Annotated in this window: 15 protein-coding genes and 1 tRNA gene; 6 read left to right on the top strand and 10 right to left on the bottom strand. The window is 41.9% G+C overall.

Translation table 11 applies throughout. The annotated features are described in order from the left end of the window. Nucleotides 1–4 precede the first annotated feature (4 nt). The 5 genes from frr to J0654_RS12800 all read left to right on the top strand — a co-directional run bounded on the left by frr (nucleotide 5) and on the right by J0654_RS12800 (nucleotide 6,667). Nucleotides 5–559: a ribosome recycling factor gene (frr, locus tag J0654_RS12820; protein ID WP_207029481.1), complete on the top strand. Its 555-nt coding sequence runs from the start codon at nucleotides 5–7 to the stop codon at nucleotides 557–559. A gap of 75 nt (nucleotides 560–634) precedes the next feature. After that, the gene (locus J0654_RS12815; RefSeq protein WP_207029480.1) at nucleotides 635–3,037 is read left to right on the top strand and encodes an efflux RND transporter permease subunit; all 2,403 of its coding nucleotides are present in this window, start codon (nucleotides 635–637) and stop codon (nucleotides 3,035–3,037) included. Nucleotides 3,038–3,127: 90 nt separating this feature from the next. Next, nucleotides 3,128–4,561: an asparagine--tRNA ligase gene (gene asnS / locus J0654_RS12810; protein ID WP_207029479.1), complete on the top strand. Its 1,434-nt coding sequence runs from the start codon at nucleotides 3,128–3,130 to the stop codon at nucleotides 4,559–4,561. 46 nt (nucleotides 4,562–4,607) lie between these two features. After that, nucleotides 4,608–6,065, top strand: coding sequence for an RNA polymerase factor sigma-54 (rpoN, locus tag J0654_RS12805; protein WP_207029478.1), 1,458 nt, complete (start codon nucleotides 4,608–4,610; stop codon nucleotides 6,063–6,065). Continuing rightward, on the top strand, nucleotides 6,065–6,667 hold the full coding sequence (locus J0654_RS12800; protein WP_207029477.1) for a hypothetical protein: 603 nt from the start codon (nucleotides 6,065–6,067) through the stop codon (nucleotides 6,665–6,667). Before rpoN ends, J0654_RS12800 begins: the two co-directional genes overlap by 1 nt. Here J0654_RS12800 and J0654_RS12795 read toward each other — a convergent pair. From J0654_RS12795 to J0654_RS12760, 8 genes are all read right to left on the bottom strand, one after another. Then, nucleotides 6,662–7,363 (bottom strand): porin family protein, encoded by a 702-nt coding sequence (locus J0654_RS12795; protein WP_207029476.1) that lies wholly within the window; start codon nucleotides 7,361–7,363, stop codon nucleotides 6,662–6,664. The genes J0654_RS12800 and J0654_RS12795 overlap by 6 nt on opposite strands. Before the next feature lie 71 nt (nucleotides 7,364–7,434). Continuing rightward, nucleotides 7,435–7,917 (bottom strand): ExbD/TolR family protein, encoded by a 483-nt coding sequence (locus J0654_RS12790; protein WP_207029475.1) that lies wholly within the window; start codon nucleotides 7,915–7,917, stop codon nucleotides 7,435–7,437. 12 nt (nucleotides 7,918–7,929) lie between these two features. Further along, on the bottom strand, nucleotides 7,930–8,538 hold the full coding sequence (locus J0654_RS12785) for an ExbD/TolR family protein (protein WP_207029474.1): 609 nt from the start codon (nucleotides 8,536–8,538) through the stop codon (nucleotides 7,930–7,932). 11 nt (nucleotides 8,539–8,549) lie between these two features. Continuing rightward, nucleotides 8,550–8,987 (bottom strand): hypothetical protein, encoded by a 438-nt coding sequence (locus tag J0654_RS12780; protein ID WP_207029473.1) that lies wholly within the window; start codon nucleotides 8,985–8,987, stop codon nucleotides 8,550–8,552. 26 nt (nucleotides 8,988–9,013) lie between these two features. Continuing rightward, nucleotides 9,014–9,742, bottom strand: a complete 729-nt coding sequence (locus J0654_RS12775; protein ID WP_207029472.1) for a MotA/TolQ/ExbB proton channel family protein — start codon at nucleotides 9,740–9,742, stop codon at nucleotides 9,014–9,016. 78 nt (nucleotides 9,743–9,820) lie between these two features. After that, nucleotides 9,821–9,908 (bottom strand) — tRNA-Ser (locus J0654_RS12770). 66 nt (nucleotides 9,909–9,974) lie between these two features. After that, a complete protein-coding gene (locus tag J0654_RS12765) occupies nucleotides 9,975–11,006 on the bottom strand; it encodes an asparaginase (RefSeq protein ID WP_207029471.1) in 1,032 nt (343 codons plus the stop codon). A gap of 3 nt (nucleotides 11,007–11,009) precedes the next feature. Continuing rightward, complete coding sequence (locus J0654_RS12760; protein ID WP_207029470.1) at nucleotides 11,010–11,777, bottom strand: TatD family hydrolase; 768 nt, start codon at nucleotides 11,775–11,777, stop codon at nucleotides 11,010–11,012. Between the two features lie 76 nt (nucleotides 11,778–11,853). Here J0654_RS12760 and J0654_RS12755 point away from each other — a divergent pair, with 76 nt between their 5' ends. Next, on the top strand, nucleotides 11,854–12,294 hold the full coding sequence (locus J0654_RS12755) for a retropepsin-like aspartic protease family protein (RefSeq protein ID WP_207029469.1): 441 nt from the start codon (nucleotides 11,854–11,856) through the stop codon (nucleotides 12,292–12,294). A gap of 71 nt (nucleotides 12,295–12,365) precedes the next feature. On the opposite strand, the gene odhB is transcribed toward J0654_RS12755, so the two are convergent. Both odhB and J0654_RS12745 read right to left on the bottom strand, forming a co-directional pair. Then, nucleotides 12,366–13,586 carry a 2-oxoglutarate dehydrogenase complex dihydrolipoyllysine-residue succinyltransferase gene (gene odhB, locus J0654_RS12750; protein WP_207029468.1) on the bottom strand — a complete coding sequence of 407 codons (1,221 nt, stop codon included), beginning with the start codon at nucleotides 13,584–13,586 and terminating at the stop codon, nucleotides 12,366–12,368. A 22-nt stretch (nucleotides 13,587–13,608) separates the two neighbouring features. Continuing rightward, nucleotides 13,609–16,407 carry a 2-oxoglutarate dehydrogenase E1 component gene (locus J0654_RS12745; protein ID WP_207029467.1) on the bottom strand — a complete coding sequence of 933 codons (2,799 nt, stop codon included), beginning with the start codon at nucleotides 16,405–16,407 and terminating at the stop codon, nucleotides 13,609–13,611. Nucleotides 16,408–16,566 lie beyond the last annotated feature (159 nt).

The following is a 16,566-nucleotide window of genomic DNA, read 5'->3' as shown; positions in this document are numbered from 1 at the left end:
AGTTATGAACGAAGAAGTAAAGTTTATTCTTGATAGCACAAAAGAAAGTATGGAAGCAAGTATTTCCCACTTGCAAAAAGCACTGACCAAAATCAGGGCAGGTAAGGCAAGCCCAATGATGCTTTCCACTGTAATGGTGGACTACTATGGTTCCCAAACCCCACTTTCCCAAGTATCCAATATCAATACCCCAGATGCCCGAACTATTTCGGTACAACCATGGGAGAAAAGTCTTTTGGCCGATATCGAAACTGCGATCATGAACGCCAATTTGGGGTTTAACCCAATGAACAATGGAGAAATGGTAATCATTAACGTACCACCGTTGACAGAGGAAAGAAGACTACAATTGGCAAAACAGGCCAAATCTGAAGCCGAAGATGCCAAAGTTAGTATTCGCAGCGCAAGACAAGATGCCAATAAGGAACTGAAAGCACTGGATATTTCGGAAGATTTGTTGAGCAACGCGGAAGTTGATGTTCAGGAACTGACAGATTCTTATGGCGACAAAGTGGATGCCATCTTATCCACAAAAGAAGCCGAGATTATGAAGGTGTAAAACTTGGATTTTGACCTCCACCTTTTCTAGGAACACAACATATCATTTTCTACCTTTGCGCCCAATAAAACCCACATGGTAGCAAAGCTCACTAAAGGATTTTGGCCAAAGGTCGCAAGAATTATACTCAGGAATAGGATTCTTATTCTTTTAGGGGTTATAGGTTTCACTGTTTTCTTGGCATTACAGTGGAAAAATATGAGGTTTTCCAATACGGAAGCCAATATTTTACCTGACGATCATCCGGCCAGTGTCCAATACAATGCCTTTACCAAAATATTTGGTGAAGAGGGCAACGCCATTGTTTTGGGCATTAAAGATTCTGCCCTGTTTACGCCGAAAAATTTTAATCGCTGGAATGTACTCAGCAAACAATTGGAGGCCTTTCCGGAAGTTGATTATGTTATTTCCCTCGAAAACCTTAAGGAACTGATCAAGGATAACGACACCCAGACATTTGCCATGGAACCCTTGATTTCTACTCCACCGCAGACCAAACAGGAAATCGATTCTTTAACAAACCATCTTTTTAAGGAACTTCCTTTTTACGATAATTTGGTATACAACCCCAAAACAGGAACCATTCAAACCGTGGTATATCTGGACAAGGATATTATGAACACGGCGGTAAGAAATGAATTTATCCTGAACGACCTTGCGGAGCTCGTAGAGGATTTTGAAGAAGAAACAACAATGGATGTACGTATCTCGGGAATGCCATACATCCGAACCTGGAACACCAAATCCATTGTGGACGAAATCGGTCTATTTATCGTTGGCGCTCTATTGGTCACTTCCATTATATTTTTCTTTTTCTTCAGGAGCTTTAGGGCCACGTTCATTTCCATGTGCGTTGTGATTATTGGTGTCATGTGGGCCTTTGGAATACTTGGTCTTCTTAAGTATGAAATCACCATTCTTACAGCATTGATTCCACCTTTGATCATCGTAATTGGTATTCCCAACTGTATTTTCTTGATCAATAAATATCAGCAAGAAGTAAAAAAACACGGAAATCAGGCACTGTCCTTACAACGGGTAATTTCCAAAATTGGCAATGCTACCTTAATGACCAATATTACCACGGCTTCTGGTTTTGCCACTTTCATTATTTTGGACAGTGATCTGCTCAAGGAATTCGGTATCGTGGCATCCATTAACATTATAGGCATCTTTATCCTTTCCCTATTGATCATACCCATCATTTACAGTTTTATGCCGCTTCCCAAAACAAAGCACTTAAAGCACTTGAACAAAAAATGGATGGACTTCTTTGTCAATTGGATGGAAAACATGGTCAGAAACCATAGAATTGCCGTTTACATTACCACCGTAGCTGTTTTGGTGTTGAGCATTATCGGTATATATCAGATGCGCATTACAGGAAGTAGGATCGAAGACCTCCCCAAAAAAAGTCACTTTTATAAGGACATTCAATTTTTTGAGGCAGAGTTTGATGGTATTATGCCTATGGAAATTGTTGTGGACACCAAGCGAAAAAATGGTGTAGTTAAGCCCGCCACCTTGAAACGAATGGACCGATTGGGCACTGTAATCGATGAAATACCGGAGCTTTCAAGGCCCATTTCAATCGTTGACCTTGTTAAATATTCCAAGCAGGCCTTTTACAACGGAATCCCAAAATACTATCAACTGCCAACCAGTCAAGAGAACACTTTTATAATGAACGCTGTTCAAAAATCATCGACCGAAGGGACCAATGAGCTTTTACAAAGTTTTGTGGACAGCACGGGGCAAACGGCACGTTTGACGACCTATATGCGCGATGTGAAAATCGATCGTATGGAGGAAATCGAAAAAGACGTACAACAAGCCATCACCAAAGAATTTCCAGCGGAGCGATACAATGTTTTTATGACAGGGAAGGCCTTGCTTTTCCTAAAGGGAACAAAGTATTTGGTAAAAAACCTATTATTATCGCTCGCCTTGGCCATTGGGTTGATCTCCCTTTTCATGGCATATCTGTTCCGATCATTTAAAATGGTGATCATTTCTTTGGTACCCAACCTACTGCCCTTGGTTATTACCGCTGGGGTCATGGGTTATTTGGGTGTACCTATTAAACCGTCTACCATCCTGGTGTTTAGTATAGCCTTCGGCATTTCAGTGGACGACACCATTCACTTTTTAGCTAAATACCGGCAAGAACTTTCCACTCACCGTTGGCATATAAAGCGATCTGTGTATGCTGCTTTGCGCGAGACAGGTGTTAGCATGTTCTACACCTCCATAGTACTCTTTTTCGGTTTCTCCGTTTTTATCATTTCTAGTTTTGGAGGCACAAAAGCTTTGGGAGGCTTGGTTTCCGCCACCTTGTTATTTGCCATGCTATCCAATTTGATCTTGTTACCGTCGCTACTTCTGTCTTTGGAAAGGAGCATAGCCAACAAACAAGTACTCAAAAAGCCCCAAATCGACATTTTACCACAGGACGAGGACAATCTCAAGGACAAATAGTCTTGAACAAGGCCATAAATTAGGCCGTTCCATTGCTATCGTTTTTTATCAAAAACCTATCTTTACCAACTAAATTACGATAGTTTTAGAATGATGTCTTATTCCATAAAAGAATTGCTAGAAAAGCAACCCGTAGGAGATTCCGTTGAAGTAAATGGATGGGTAAAAACATTTAGAAGCAACCGATTTATTGCCTTGAACGATGGTTCCACCATACATAACCTACAATGTGTCGTGGATTTTGAAAATTTGGACGAAGCATTGCTCAAACAAATTTCCAGTGGAGCTGCCCTAAAGGTAACAGGGACTTTGGAAGAGAGCCAAGGTCGAGGCCAAAGCGTGGAAATACAGGCCACCGATATATTTGTTCACGGTACCGCCGACCCCGAGACCTACCCTATTCAACCCAAAAAGCACTCCTTGGAGTTCTTGAGGGAAAAAGCACACCTTAGAGTAAGAACCAATACCTTTTCTGCGGTAATGCGAGTTAGATCGGTACTTTCTTTTGCCGTACACAGCTACTTTCAACAGAACGGATTTTATTATATGCATGCGCCGATCATTACCGGTTCGGATGCCGAGGGTGCAGGTGAAATGTTCCGGGTGACCACTTTGGATGACAAAAATCCACCTCTGAACGATACCGGTGAAGTGGATTACTCCGAGGACTTTTTTGGAAAAGAGACCAACTTGACCGTTTCGGGACAGTTGGAAGCTGAGACCTATGCCATGGGATTGGGCAAAGTCTACACCTTTGGACCAACCTTTAGAGCGGAAAACTCCAACACATCGCGTCACTTGGCCGAGTTCTGGATGATCGAGCCCGAAATGGCCTTCTATGATCTGGATGCCAATATGGACCTAGCCGAGGATTTCATTAAATATATTATCCAATACGTGCTGGACCATTGCCAAGACGATCTTGCATTCTTGGAAAAACGCCTATTGGACGAAGAAAAGACCAAGCCTCAGAACGAACGTTCAGAAATGGCCTTGATCGAAAAATTAAAGTTTGTTGTCGACAACAATTTCAAAAGAGTATCCTACACGGAAGCCATTGATATATTAAAGAACAGCAAACCGAACAAAAAGAAGAAATTCCAGTTCCCAATTGACGAATGGGGAGCAGACCTACAGAGTGAACACGAACGCTTTTTGGTAGAGAAACACTTTAAATGCCCCGTTATTCTTTTTGATTACCCTGCAAACATCAAAGCATTTTACATGCGGTTGAACGAGGACGGAAAAACGGTGCGTGCCATGGATGTACTTTTTCCTGGTATCGGTGAGATTGTCGGAGGTTCACAAAGGGAGGAACGATTGGATGTACTGGAACAAAAAATCAAGGAACTGGATATCGATGCCAAAGAACTTTGGTGGTATCTGGACCTGAGAAAATTTGGTACGGCCGTACACAGTGGTTTTGGCCTTGGATTCGAACGTATGGTTCAATTTGCTACCGGAATGGGCAATATTAGGGACGTAATCCCTTACCCAAGAACACCACAAAATGCTGAGTTTTAATTTGAATTCATTATTTTAAAAGAAGGTAAGATTGTAAATCATCCATATGCTGAAACAACATCTACAGTTTAAGCTTTCCCAAAAACTGTCTCCACAGCAGATTCAGCTCATGAAGCTCATTCAATTGCCAACCCAGGCTTTTGAACAGAGATTAAAGCAAGAGTTGGAGGAAAACCCTGCTTTGGAGAGTGGTAAGGAGGAAACTGATGCTTTGGATGATATTTACGAGGACACCTACGATGATTCGGCCGACAACGAAAATATCGACACAGAGGAAATCAATATTGATGATTACCTAAGCGACGATGAGATACCGGATTACCGTACCCAAACAAACAATTACAGTGCAGATGACGATGATAAACGCGTGCCGTATGCCGCTGGAACATCGTTCAACCAATATTTGCTCAACCAACTGAACACGGTTTATCTGGATGACCAAGAATGGGCCATTGCCGAGTTTTTGGTAGGTAGCGTAGATGAGAGCGGGTATATACGCCGGCCCCTTCCAGATATTATGGACGACCTTGCCTTTACCCAAAACATTTATGTAGAAGAGGAAAAAATCGAGGAGGTTCTTAAAATTGTACAGGATTTAGATCCCCCTGGTGTGGCCGCACGTTCCTTGGATGAATGTTTGATAATCCAACTTAAACGGAAAGAACAAAAACCTTCTGTAGAGCTGGCCATCAATATTTTGGAACGATCTTTTGATCATTTCACCAAAAAACATTATTCCAAACTTTTACGAAAACACCATGTTTCCGAGGAAGAGCTTAAAGATGCCATATCGGAAATAGAAAAACTCAATCCAAAGCCCGGGGGCTCCTACTCTGGGAACACCCGTATGATCGAGCACATTGTTCCCGACTTTTCAATAAAAATCGTGGATGGTGAACTGGAACTCACCCTAAATGGCAGAAATGCTCCAGAGCTGCATGTCTCCAAAGACTACAGCAACATGTTGGAGGGCTATAAAAATGCCAAGGAAAAGTCCAAATCCCAAAAGGATACGGTGATGTTCATCAAACAGAAGTTGGATGCCGCCAAATGGTTCATTGATGCCATTAGACAGCGCCAGCAAACCTTGTTTGTTACCATGAACACCATTATGGAGTACCAAAAAGAGTATTTTATGACCGGGGACGAGCGTAAATTGCGCCCCATGATCCTAAAGGATATCGCCGATAAAATAGATATGGATGTATCCACGGTCTCAAGGGTGGCCAACAGTAAATATGTGGACACCCCTTATGGCACCAAACTGATCAAGGATTTCTTTTCCGAATCCATGAAGAATGAACAAGGGGAGGATGTATCCACAAGAGAAATAAAAAAGATTTTGGAGACCGTAATCCGTGATGAGGACAAGAAAAAACCGCTCACCGATGCGAAATTGGCAAAAATGCTAAAAGACAAAGGGTATCCCATAGCCCGACGGACCGTGGCCAAGTATCGGGAACAACTGGATATCCCAGTGGCAAGGCTACGAAAAGAAATTTGATGCGCCACGTATACAACATTATCTCCTACATTTTTCACCCATTGTTCATACCGATCGGAGGTACGATAGTGTACTTTAAAGTGGCTCCATACAGTACGTTGGAGACCCAAAGTGGCAACATACTGCCCATTTTCATACTTACGGTTATCATTCCCATCATATTTTTTCTGATATTGAAAAATATAGGGGTAATCAATTCCATATTCCTGCCAACGTTACAAGAACGTAAATACCCACTTTACATAAGCTGTATCATCTTTTTGATGATATTGTACAAAGTAATACCCAATAACTACGTACACGAGCTCTTTTATTACTTTACAGGGCTTTTGACCGCTACAAGTGCAACACTGATTCTGCTCTTCTTCAAATTTAAAACCAGCATGCATTTATTGGGCATGGGAAGTATTTTGACTTTTATGGTGGCCCTGAGCATTCATTTTGAGATAAATATTACCATTGCCATTAGCCTCTTTACGCTATTCACGGGAATGGTGGCCACATCCAGATTATACTTAAAAGCCCATACCAAAAATGAACTATTGATTGGTTTTCTGCTTGGATGTTGCTCTCAGCTGATTATTTTGAAATATTGGTTATAGGATGTAAAAAATCAAGCCTATTCTAAGAACACTTAAATCTATTGGGTTACCCTCCAGCGAAGCTTCCTCCTTAAGTAAAGGATTTAATCCATAATACGCATGTATATTCCACGTGTTATACCCGAAATTGAGTGTAAGACCATATTGCAATGAATCAATATCATCATTTGAAAACGAATCGTTTCCATTGTCGGTGACCAATTTTGACCTACCGGAAAATACATATCCCAATTTGGCGCCAGCATATATCCTCCAAAACTTATAATCTTTTGCATTGGAAGTACGCCATCGGATTTCGAACGGGAATTCGATAGAATGGGTTGCTAACTTACTCCTATTATAATCTGCCTGGGTCATAATTTCATAAACAACCGTATTACCGTTTTTTGAAGCAACCAAATTGGAATAATATGAACTCACAGCGTACCCAATACCTAATCCAATACCAAAATTTCTATTTTGGTTAAATGGAATATCCTTAATAAATCCCATGTGAAGGTTATAGGAAAGGTTACGCTGGGCGAGATTGTCCGGCTTATTCAATAGAAAATTGTAGCCGACACCAAAGTAAAATTGATCTTCCAGGTAACGAGGATCGTTGACCTGCTCCTGATTATCATTTACTTGACCGTAGGCGGGCGCAGAAAGCAGCCAACATACAATACCTAGTACAAACGGAAATACGTTACGAGCCATGAATATATTTTAAACAAAAAACGCCCCAAATTAAAAATTTGGAGCGTTTCCCACTAAATCTAAGCTATTGCCTACTGTAGATTGTTAAAAGCATCTCCTTCGTAAGTGGTATAATTCACTTTAAGGGCATTTACTTTTCTCAATTCTTGCTTAATATCAGTGATAAGACCCATATTGGCGTTCTTGTCAACTTTTAAAGCAGTAGTCAATACATTTTGAAGTTCTTGCGGTTTCTTTGCACGTTCTGCCAAAATAAATGAACCTACTTCGTCCACATTGGCAAATTTATCATTCAACTGAATTTTTGGTTCTGTACCAAAAACCTTTTGATATTCTTGCGTAGGTGTACCTACATAAATGTAAATTACGCGATCCTTCTTTTCCAACTTCTTTATTTCAGAAGCATTGGGAAGGGTATTAGCAACCATTAAGGAACTATCTTTCATTGTGGTTACTGTCATAAAGAAAAATAACAACATGAAAACGATATCAGGCAACGAAGCTGTTGACACCGCTGGCAAATCGCCATCTTTCTTTTTGGTAAACTTAGCCATATTAAATATAGTTTAATTGGTTGTTGTTTCAGCTTCTGAAAGCTTTTGTGGGAACATATCCTGGATACGCTTCACTTTGTCCTTCAACTCATCTCTTACGTTTGAAGGAGTTTCCGGATTAAGGTACTCCGCCTCCATATCGGTAAAATCCCTACCATAAATACGTTGGGCTTCACGGTTCCGTAAGTCGTTGTATGCACCTACCAATTCGTTCTGAACGGTAATGTAGGTACTATACTTGGTTTCCCGATCATTTTTCAATGAAATAATGGCTTTTGTTGGATTATCCGATGAGGCAGGATCTTTTCTACCCTTGCAGTAATCGCAAGAACCATCAGCTCCATTTTCAAGAAACTTAGAAGCAGCCTCTCTCAAATCACTGATTTCCATTAATTGATCTTCAACCAAAAGCTGACCATTCCTGTTGATGTTCACAGTAAAAATGTTTTTCTGCTTAATTACAGGCGGTTCTTCATTTGGCGGCTCGAACGGCGGCAACATACGATCCAAACCTGCATCTGTTTCTATAGTGGTAGTCACCAAGAAAAAGATAAGCAAGAGGAAAGCGATATCCGCCATGGAACCAGCATTTACTTCCGGCGCTCCTTTTCTTCTAGGCATAATAAAACTTTTTACTTAATAAACATTCTTTTCAATCCTGGGAAAACCATTAGAATCACCGCGATAACGGTTAGGATAAAGAATACGTTCAATCCCATTCCAATGTTTTTCACAGTTCCTTCCGTGGTCTCTACGCCTCTTTCGGACATAGCTTCAACCACAGCCATGTTATCAGAAGAAAGCCCGTATGATACAGCTACAACAATAGCCAATCCTCCTATTGCGAAAAGAGCTTTCTTTAAACTTCCTTTTGTGGTAAACAGTTTTGCCAATCCGAAAACTACTGAAGTTACAACTGCAATAGCCAACAAGATGTACATAATAATGAACATGAAGTTCATTGATCCACTGTTTATGGCACCTGGATCATCGGCAGACGGAAGAGAGAACCAAAGAACGGCTGCAACCAATCCGATGACGATGAGTAATATTTTTACTATTTTATTCATGATTCTCGATAGTTTTTAATTCGTAATTATTTCTTATGGGCAGCCAACATGTCAATCAATGCAATTGAGCTGTCTTCCATGTCATTTACGATACTATCGATTTTAGCAATAATATAGTTGTAGAAAATCTGAAGGATAATCGCTGTGATCAAACCGAATACGGTTGTCAACAACGCTACCTGGATATCACCTGCAATCAAGGAAGCACTCAAGTTACCTACTGCAGCAATTTTCTGGAAGGCTTGAATCATACCGATTACCGTACCCATGAACCCAAGCATGGGAGCAATAGCGATAAACAAAGACAACCAGGAAACGTTTTTCTCCAATTGACCCATTTGAACACCACCGTATGCAACTACAGCTTTTTCAGCAGACTCGATTCCTTCATCAACTCTATCCAAACCTTGGTAGTAGATAGAAGCAACAGGTCCTTTAGTGTTTCTACAAACTTCTTTAGCAGCTTCAACACCACCGGAAGTCAAGGCGTCCTCAACTTGTTGTTTCAACTTAGTGGAGTTTGTAGTTGCCAAATTCAAATAAATAATTCTTTCGATGGCTACAGCCAATCCCAAGATCAAACATAGAAGTACAATACCCATAAAGGCAGGACCTCCTTGGATAAATTGCTCTTTTAACACTTGGGTGAAACCTTTGCTGGCTTCAGCTTCTTCTTGCAACATTGCTGCAGACGCAGTTGTAGTTCCCATCACAAACATTCCGGCAGCCGCCAGAGTAAAGGATATTTTTTTCATTTTACTTAAACTTAAATTTAGTTAGTTAATAATGTTAAAGATATAAAAATTTTATAATAGAAAAACTAAAATACCTTGCAGAGAGGAAGGGATTCGAACCCTCGATACACTTTTGGTGTATACACACTTTCCAGGCGTGCGCCTTCGACCACTCGGCCACCTCTCTATTGTTTCATTTAGGGCGACCAATAAACAAAAAAATAATTAGTTATAGAAATTTGAAGCGTTAATTTTACACCATTTCACCGCGAAGTGGTGTCTCGAAAATTGTCTTGAACAATTTGTCGGGAACCCCTGTCCCCAATAGGTACATCGCCTTTGTAATAGCAGCCTCGGTTGTAATATCCTTGCCGTTAACAAGTTGCATCTCCCTGAGTTTTTCACTGGTCTCGTAATGCCCCATAAAAACACTTCCTCCCGAGCATTGTGTCACATTGATTATATGCAAACCATTTTCCACTGAATTTTTTATCGCATTCAGAAACCATCCATCCATAGGAGCGTTCCCCGCACCATAGGTTTCCAGAATCAATGCCTTTAAATCGGGAATAGCAAGGACTGATTGCAGCACATTTTGGTTGATTCCAGGAAATAACTTTAGTATCGCCACCCGATTGTCCATTTTTTTATGGACCTGTAACGACTTATTTTTCGTCACTTTTTTGATCAAATAGTTCTGATGCACTTTTAAATGAACTCCCGATTCCACCAAAGGTGGGTAGTTCAACGAATCAAAAGCCTCAAAATGTTCGGCATTTATCTTGGTGGTGCGGTTGCCCCGATAAAGTTTATATTCAAAATACAGCCCTACTTCCTGCAATACCGGTTTCCCTTTTTTCTGAAGTGCAGCAATCTCGATGGAAGTAATCAGGTTCTCCTTCGCATCGGTGCGCAAATCACCTATGGGCAATTGAGAGCCCGTGAAGATGACCGGCTTCTGTAAATTTTCCAACATAAAGCTCAATGCCGATGCAGAATAACTCATGGTATCACTGCCATGAAGCACCACAAAACCATCATTATCCTCGTAATGCTCCTCGATAATGGATGCAATGACCGCCCAATAATGCGGATTCATATTGGAGGAGTCTATCGGATTATCGAACGATACGCCCCTAAGATTACAGTCCAATTGTTTCAGCTCTGGAATATTCTTTACCAGTTCATCAAAATTGAACGCCTTGAGTGCGCCGGTTTTATAATCCTTTACCATACCGATGGTACCCCCGGTATAGATCAGCAATATATTGGTCTTTTTTTTCATAGATCAGATTCCAAAGATTTCCTTGGAGTTTTCCATAGTGATTGCCGCGATCTCTTCTTCAGGCTTATTATATATGGAAGATAGTTTTTCCAACACCTTTATGATATAAGAGCTTTCGTTACGTTTTCCGCGATAGGGCGTCGGTGCCAAATACGGAGCATCCGTTTCCAGCACAATGTGTTTCAGGTCGATTTCGTTCAAAAATTTATCGATTTTTCCATTTTTAAAGGTGACCACGCCCCCAATACCCAACTTCATGTTGTAGGATAGGGCTTGGTGGGCCTGTTCCAAAGTTCCCGTAAAACAATGGAAAATCCCGAAGAGGCCCTCCCCTTTTTCCTGTTCCAGCACTTCGAACACCTCATCAAAGGCATCACGGCAATGGATCACTATTGGCAATTGATGTTTTTTCGCCAACCGGATCTGATAGGCAAAGGCTTCTTGCTGCTCCTTGAGAAAGGTCTTGTCCCAATATAGGTCTACCCCTATTTCACCAACGGCATAAAACTTTTTCTTGGACAACCATTCTTCCACATGGGCCAATTCGTCTTTATAATTTTCTTTGACGTGTGTTGGGTGCAAGCCCATCATCAAAAAAACATTATCGGGGTAATGGGTTTCCAAATCCAACATGGATTGGGTGTAGGTTGAATCGATGGCGGGAATAAAAAAGCGCTTCACCCCTGCATCCAGGGCACGTTGCATCATTTCACTTCTATCCTCATCAAAGGCCTCACTATATAAATGGGTATGGGTATCTGTAATAATCATATCGCAAAAATAGGCTTATCTTAGATGTCCCAAAACTTTGTTTCCGATTAAAGATTCGTCAAGAGCATATTTTCCTATGGCATCACTCAAAAAATTCCTCAAATCCAAAGCATACATTAAAATACCTTTGGTATTGACCGAAACCAACCACTTTGAACTCGTTGCCAGTATCAACGGCGTTACAGGTAAGTTTATATTGGATACGGGAGCCTCCAACACCTGCGTGGGAATGGACAAAATCGAATTTTTTGAAATGGCCTCAGAAGCTACGGACATTAAAGCGGCCGGTGCCGGTGCCACGGAAATGGAAACGTTGATATCCAACAAAAACAAAATCCGGATAGGGAACTGGAAAAAGAAAAAGCAGAAGGTCGTTCTTTTTGACCTAACCCACGTAAACCAAGCCTTGGTAGCCCACAATGCCCTGCCTGTAGATGGAATCATTGGCGCCGATGTACTTAAAAAGGGAAAAGCTGTGATCGATTACAACAAAAAATGCCTCTACTTAAAAAAGTAAAGGCATTTGTTATTGGACCTCTCGCTTGCACTTCGACTTCGCTCAGCAGCCATGCTCGAGGTGACATTATTTTATAATTCCAACGCTTTTTTCACGTTGCCGTCCATCAACAAATCTTCTGGACTTTCCAATGCTTCTTTAACAGCGACCAAGAACCCAACGGATTCCTTACCATCAATAATTCTGTGGTCGTAAGAAAGCGCTACGTACATTACAGGTGCAATGGCAATGGCCCCGTCCCTAACAATCGCGCGCTCCACAATGTTGTGCATACCCAAAATCCCACTCTGTGGTGGGTTGATGATCGGGGTAGATAACATAGAACCAAATACACCACCGTTCGTAATGGTAAAGGTACCACCTGTCATCTCATCCACAGTGATCTCACCTTCCCTGGCTCGAATCGCCAAACGTTTTACTTCAGATTCGATTCCCCTAAACGAAAGGTTTTCAGCATTTCTGATTACAGGCACCATCAAACCTTTAGGTCCGGAAACTGCAATACTGATATCACAGAATTCGTAGGTGATCATTTCCTTACCATCGATCATGGAGTTAACGGCCGGGTACATTTGCAACGCACGAATTACCGCTTTGGTAAAGAAGGACATAAATCCAAGGCTTACACCATGTTTTTCTTTGAATTCTTCTTTGTACTGTTTGCGCAACTCAAAGATGGCGGACATGTCGACTTCATTAAAAGTGGTCAACATAGCCGTTTCATTCTTCGCAGCAACCAAACGCTCGGCCACTTTTCTACGTAGCATGGATAATTTGGAACGACTCTCCCCACGGCTACCACCTGTTGGGGTCCCCATAGATGGTTTTGCCTTTACAGCATCGTCCTTGGTAATACGCCCATCTTTTCCACTTCCTGAAACGGATGAAGGTTCGATGCCTTTTTCGTCCAATATCTTTTTGGCAGCTGGAGATGGTGTTCCGGAAGCATAAGTTTCCTTTTTGGACTCCTCTTTCTTGGGCGCTTCTTTCTTAGGTTCTTCTTTTTTGGACTCCTCTTTTTTATCGGATGAGCCAGATGAACCTTCAGGCTTTTCCGCACTCGTATCGATGAGGCAAACCACCTCGCCAACGGCTACGGCATCTCCCACTTCGGCCTTAAGGGTAATAACTCCACTCTCCTCTGCAGGAAGCTCCAATGTTGCCTTGTCCGAGTCTACCTCGGCTATGGCCTGGTCCTTCTCCACATAGTCTCCATCCTCTACCAACCACTCGGCGATTTCTACCTCTGTAATGGATTCCCCCGGTGAGGGAACTTTCATTTCTAAAACCATTCTGTTATAGTTTATACTTGTATTATCTTAATTGCATGTTATCCTTACTCTTGTCAAAAACGTAGTCCAGTACTTGGGCATGACGTCTTTTTGAACGCACAGCACTACCTGCAGCCGGTGCACCATAGAATCTACGGGACGCCACCCTAAACTGCTTGGCCTCATCCAAATGCGTCAACATGTGGCTCCAAGCCCCCATGTTTCTTGGCTCTTCTTGGGCCCAAACAATATCGTCGGCGTTTTTATATTTCTTGATAATGCTTCGCATTTCTTTTGCTGGTAATGGGAACAACTGCTCCACACGCACCAAAGCAACATCATCCCTTTCGAGCTCTTCACGCTTATCCAAAAGATCATAGTAGAATTTACCCGTACAGAAGACCAAGGTTTTGACCTTGGTCGCCTTTGCATCGGCGTCATCTATCACCATCTGAAAACTGCCATTGGACATTTCCTCTTTAGTGGAATGTACCTTGGGGTGCCTCAACAGACTTTTAGGCGTAAATACCACCAAAGGCTTACGGAATTTGGCTTTCATTTGTCTACGGAAGAGGTGGAACAAGTTCGCCGGGGTGGTCACATCCGCTACGAACATATTGTCCTTGGCACACAATTGCAGGTATCTTTCCATACGCGCCGATGAGTGCTCCGCCCCTTGTCCCTCATAACCATGCGGCAATAAAAGCACCAATCCATTTTGCAGCTTCCATTTGTCCTCTGCAGAAGATAGGTATTGATCTATAATAATCTGTGCTCCGTTACTGAAGTCTCCGAATTGTGCCTCCCAGATGGTCAAGGTTTTTGGGCTTGCCATGGCATAGCCATAATCAAATCCCATTACGGCATATTCCGAAAGCAATGAGTTGTAGATATGGAACTTTCCATTTTGGTTGTCACCCATTTCATTCAACAACACTACTTCTTCCTCGTGCATCTCTGTTTTGATGACGGCATGTCTGTGCGAGAAGGTTCCCCTTTCCACATCTTGACCTGTCATTCTAACATCGTAACCTTCTTCAATCAGTGATCCATAGGCCAAAAGTTCACCCATGGCCCAATCGAGCTTGTTATCCTCAAAATACATTTTATGGCGACCTTCCACCAATCGCACCAATTTCCTCAAAAATTTCTTGTTCTCGGGAAGCTTGGTGATGCTTTGGGCCACCTCATCCAACTTTTTAAGGTCGTAGGTGGTATCCATAGGTTTCAGCATTACCTCCTCGGTCACTTGCTCAAACCCTTCCCATTCATCTTGCATGAAAGGGGTTATCCTGGTCTTCTCGATTTTGCGGGAATCCAAAAGATCCTCCTCGAGATCGTTCTTGTATTTTTCTTCGAGTTCCTTTACGTAGTTCTCATCGATTACACCTTCAGCAATCAATTTCTCTGCATAAATGTCCCTTGGGTTCTTGTGCTTGGAAATGGATTTGTACAATAACGGTTGGGTAAACTTGGGTTCGTCACCTTCGTTGTGCCCATACTTTCTGTATCCCAACAAATCCAAGAAAATATCTCGCTTGTAACGCATTCTATATTCCAACGCAAAGGTTGTGGCATGCACCACGGCCTCGGCATCATCGGCATTTACGTGAAGAACCGGGGAAAGGGTCACCTTGCCCACATCGGTACAATAAGTGGATGACCTTGCATCCAGGTAGTTCGTGGTAAACCCAATCTGGTTGTTCACCACAATATGAATGGTCCCTCCTGTGGTATATCCATCCAGGCGAGCCATCTGAATTACTTCGTACACCACTCCCTGTCCAGCAAAAGCAGCATCTCCGTGAATCAGTATGGGTAGCACTTCAGTAATATCTTCTTGATGGTCGCGATCCTGCTTGGCCCTGGAAATTCCTTCAACGATCGAATTAACGGTCTCCAAGTGGGATGGATTCGGGGCAATGTTCATATTGACAATTTTCCCAGAGTCCGTTTCACGGGTAGAGGTCCATCCTAAGTGATATTTTACATCACCATCAAAGATGGTTTCTTCATAGTCCTTACCATCAAACTCGCTAAAGATATCCTTTGGTGACTTACCAAAAATATTGGTGAGCACATTCAAACGCCCCCTATGGGCCATACCCACAACAAATTGTTTTACGCCTTGGTCGGCTGCCTTTTCAACAATCACATCCAACGCTGGAATCAAGGATTCGCCACCTTCGAGAGAAAATCGTTTTTGCCCCACATATTTGGTATGCAAAAAGCTTTCAAAAGAAACGGCTTCGTTTAACTTCCTTAGGATATTCTTCTTTTCGTCGGCCGTGTAATTTGGGTGATTGTGGTTTTTATTGAGCCAATCCTGAATCCATTGGATACGTTCCGGGGTTCGTATATACATGTACTCCACCCCTATAGCATCACAATAGATGCTTTCCAGATGACGAATAATTTCTTTTAATGATGCCGGTCCGATACCCAGTATCTTTCCTGCATCAAAAACCGTATCCAAATCCTCTTGGTTCAGACCAAAGTTTTCGATGTCCAAAGTAGGGGCATACTTTCTTCGCTCCCTTACGGGATTGGTTTTGGTAAAGAGGTGTCCACGAGAGCGGTAACCATCAATAAGGCGAATTACCTGAAACTCCTTCTGAAGGGCTTCGGGCATCTCCACTTTCCTTCCATTGGAAAGCACAACCATTCCGCCTTTGTCAGATTCGACCCCCAAATCTTCGAGGGAACCTTCCAAACCAAAGTCAAATCCTTGAAAAAAAGCCCTCCAACTGGGCTCTACGTTATCGGGATTCGTTAGATATTTATCGTATTGCTCCGCAAAAAATGAAGTGTGCGCAGCGTTTAAAAATGAATATTTGTCCATTCTTTCTGTTTCTCCAAAACTTTATGGAAAATTTTGTCAAAAATACGGGTTTTAGCATTTATATGCTTGTATTCCCTTTAATTTCTTATTCAAATTTACAACTATATCACAGAATGAACACGAAAGCAATAAAAATGAAATTTTTAACTCAAATTAACA

It is taken from the genome of Flagellimonas profundi, assembly GCF_017313275.1.
Classification (GTDB): Bacteria; Bacteroidota; Bacteroidia; order Flavobacteriales; family Flavobacteriaceae; genus Flagellimonas; species Flagellimonas profundi.
The sequence above is the reverse complement of the archived record's forward strand: the minus strand, read 5'-3'. Positions and strand labels throughout refer to the sequence as shown.

Coding starts and splice junctions, on each gene's coding strand:
- J0654_RS12795 (WP_207029476.1), bottom strand. CDS start 7,363: ATGGCTCGTAACGTATTTCCGTTTGTACTAGGTATTGTATGTTGGCTG.
- J0654_RS12745 (WP_207029467.1), bottom strand. CDS start 16,407: ATGGACAAATATTCATTTTTAAACGCTGCGCACACTTCATTTTTTGCG.
- J0654_RS12775 (WP_207029472.1), bottom strand. CDS start 9,742: ATGAAAAAAATATCCTTTACTCTGGCGGCTGCCGGAATGTTTGTGATG.
- J0654_RS12785 (WP_207029474.1), bottom strand. CDS start 8,538: ATGCCTAGAAGAAAAGGAGCGCCGGAAGTAAATGCTGGTTCCATGGCG.
- J0654_RS12755 (WP_207029469.1), top strand. CDS start 11,854: ATGGCATCACTCAAAAAATTCCTCAAATCCAAAGCATACATTAAAATA.
- J0654_RS12765 (WP_207029471.1), bottom strand. CDS start 11,006: ATGAAAAAAAAGACCAATATATTGCTGATCTATACCGGGGGTACCATC.
- frr (WP_207029481.1), top strand. CDS start 5: ATGAACGAAGAAGTAAAGTTTATTCTTGATAGCACAAAAGAAAGTATG.
- J0654_RS12760 (WP_207029470.1), bottom strand. CDS start 11,777: ATGATTATTACAGATACCCATACCCATTTATATAGTGAGGCCTTTGAT.
- J0654_RS12800 (WP_207029477.1), top strand. CDS start 6,065: ATGCGCCACGTATACAACATTATCTCCTACATTTTTCACCCATTGTTC.
- asnS (WP_207029479.1), top strand. CDS start 3,128: ATGATGTCTTATTCCATAAAAGAATTGCTAGAAAAGCAACCCGTAGGA.
- J0654_RS12780 (WP_207029473.1), bottom strand. CDS start 8,987: ATGAATAAAATAGTAAAAATATTACTCATCGTCATCGGATTGGTTGCA.
- J0654_RS12815 (WP_207029480.1), top strand. CDS start 635: ATGGTAGCAAAGCTCACTAAAGGATTTTGGCCAAAGGTCGCAAGAATT.
- odhB (WP_207029468.1), bottom strand. CDS start 13,586: ATGGTTTTAGAAATGAAAGTTCCCTCACCGGGGGAATCCATTACAGAG.
- rpoN (WP_207029478.1), top strand. CDS start 4,608: ATGCTGAAACAACATCTACAGTTTAAGCTTTCCCAAAAACTGTCTCCA.
- J0654_RS12790 (WP_207029475.1), bottom strand. CDS start 7,917: ATGGCTAAGTTTACCAAAAAGAAAGATGGCGATTTGCCAGCGGTGTCA.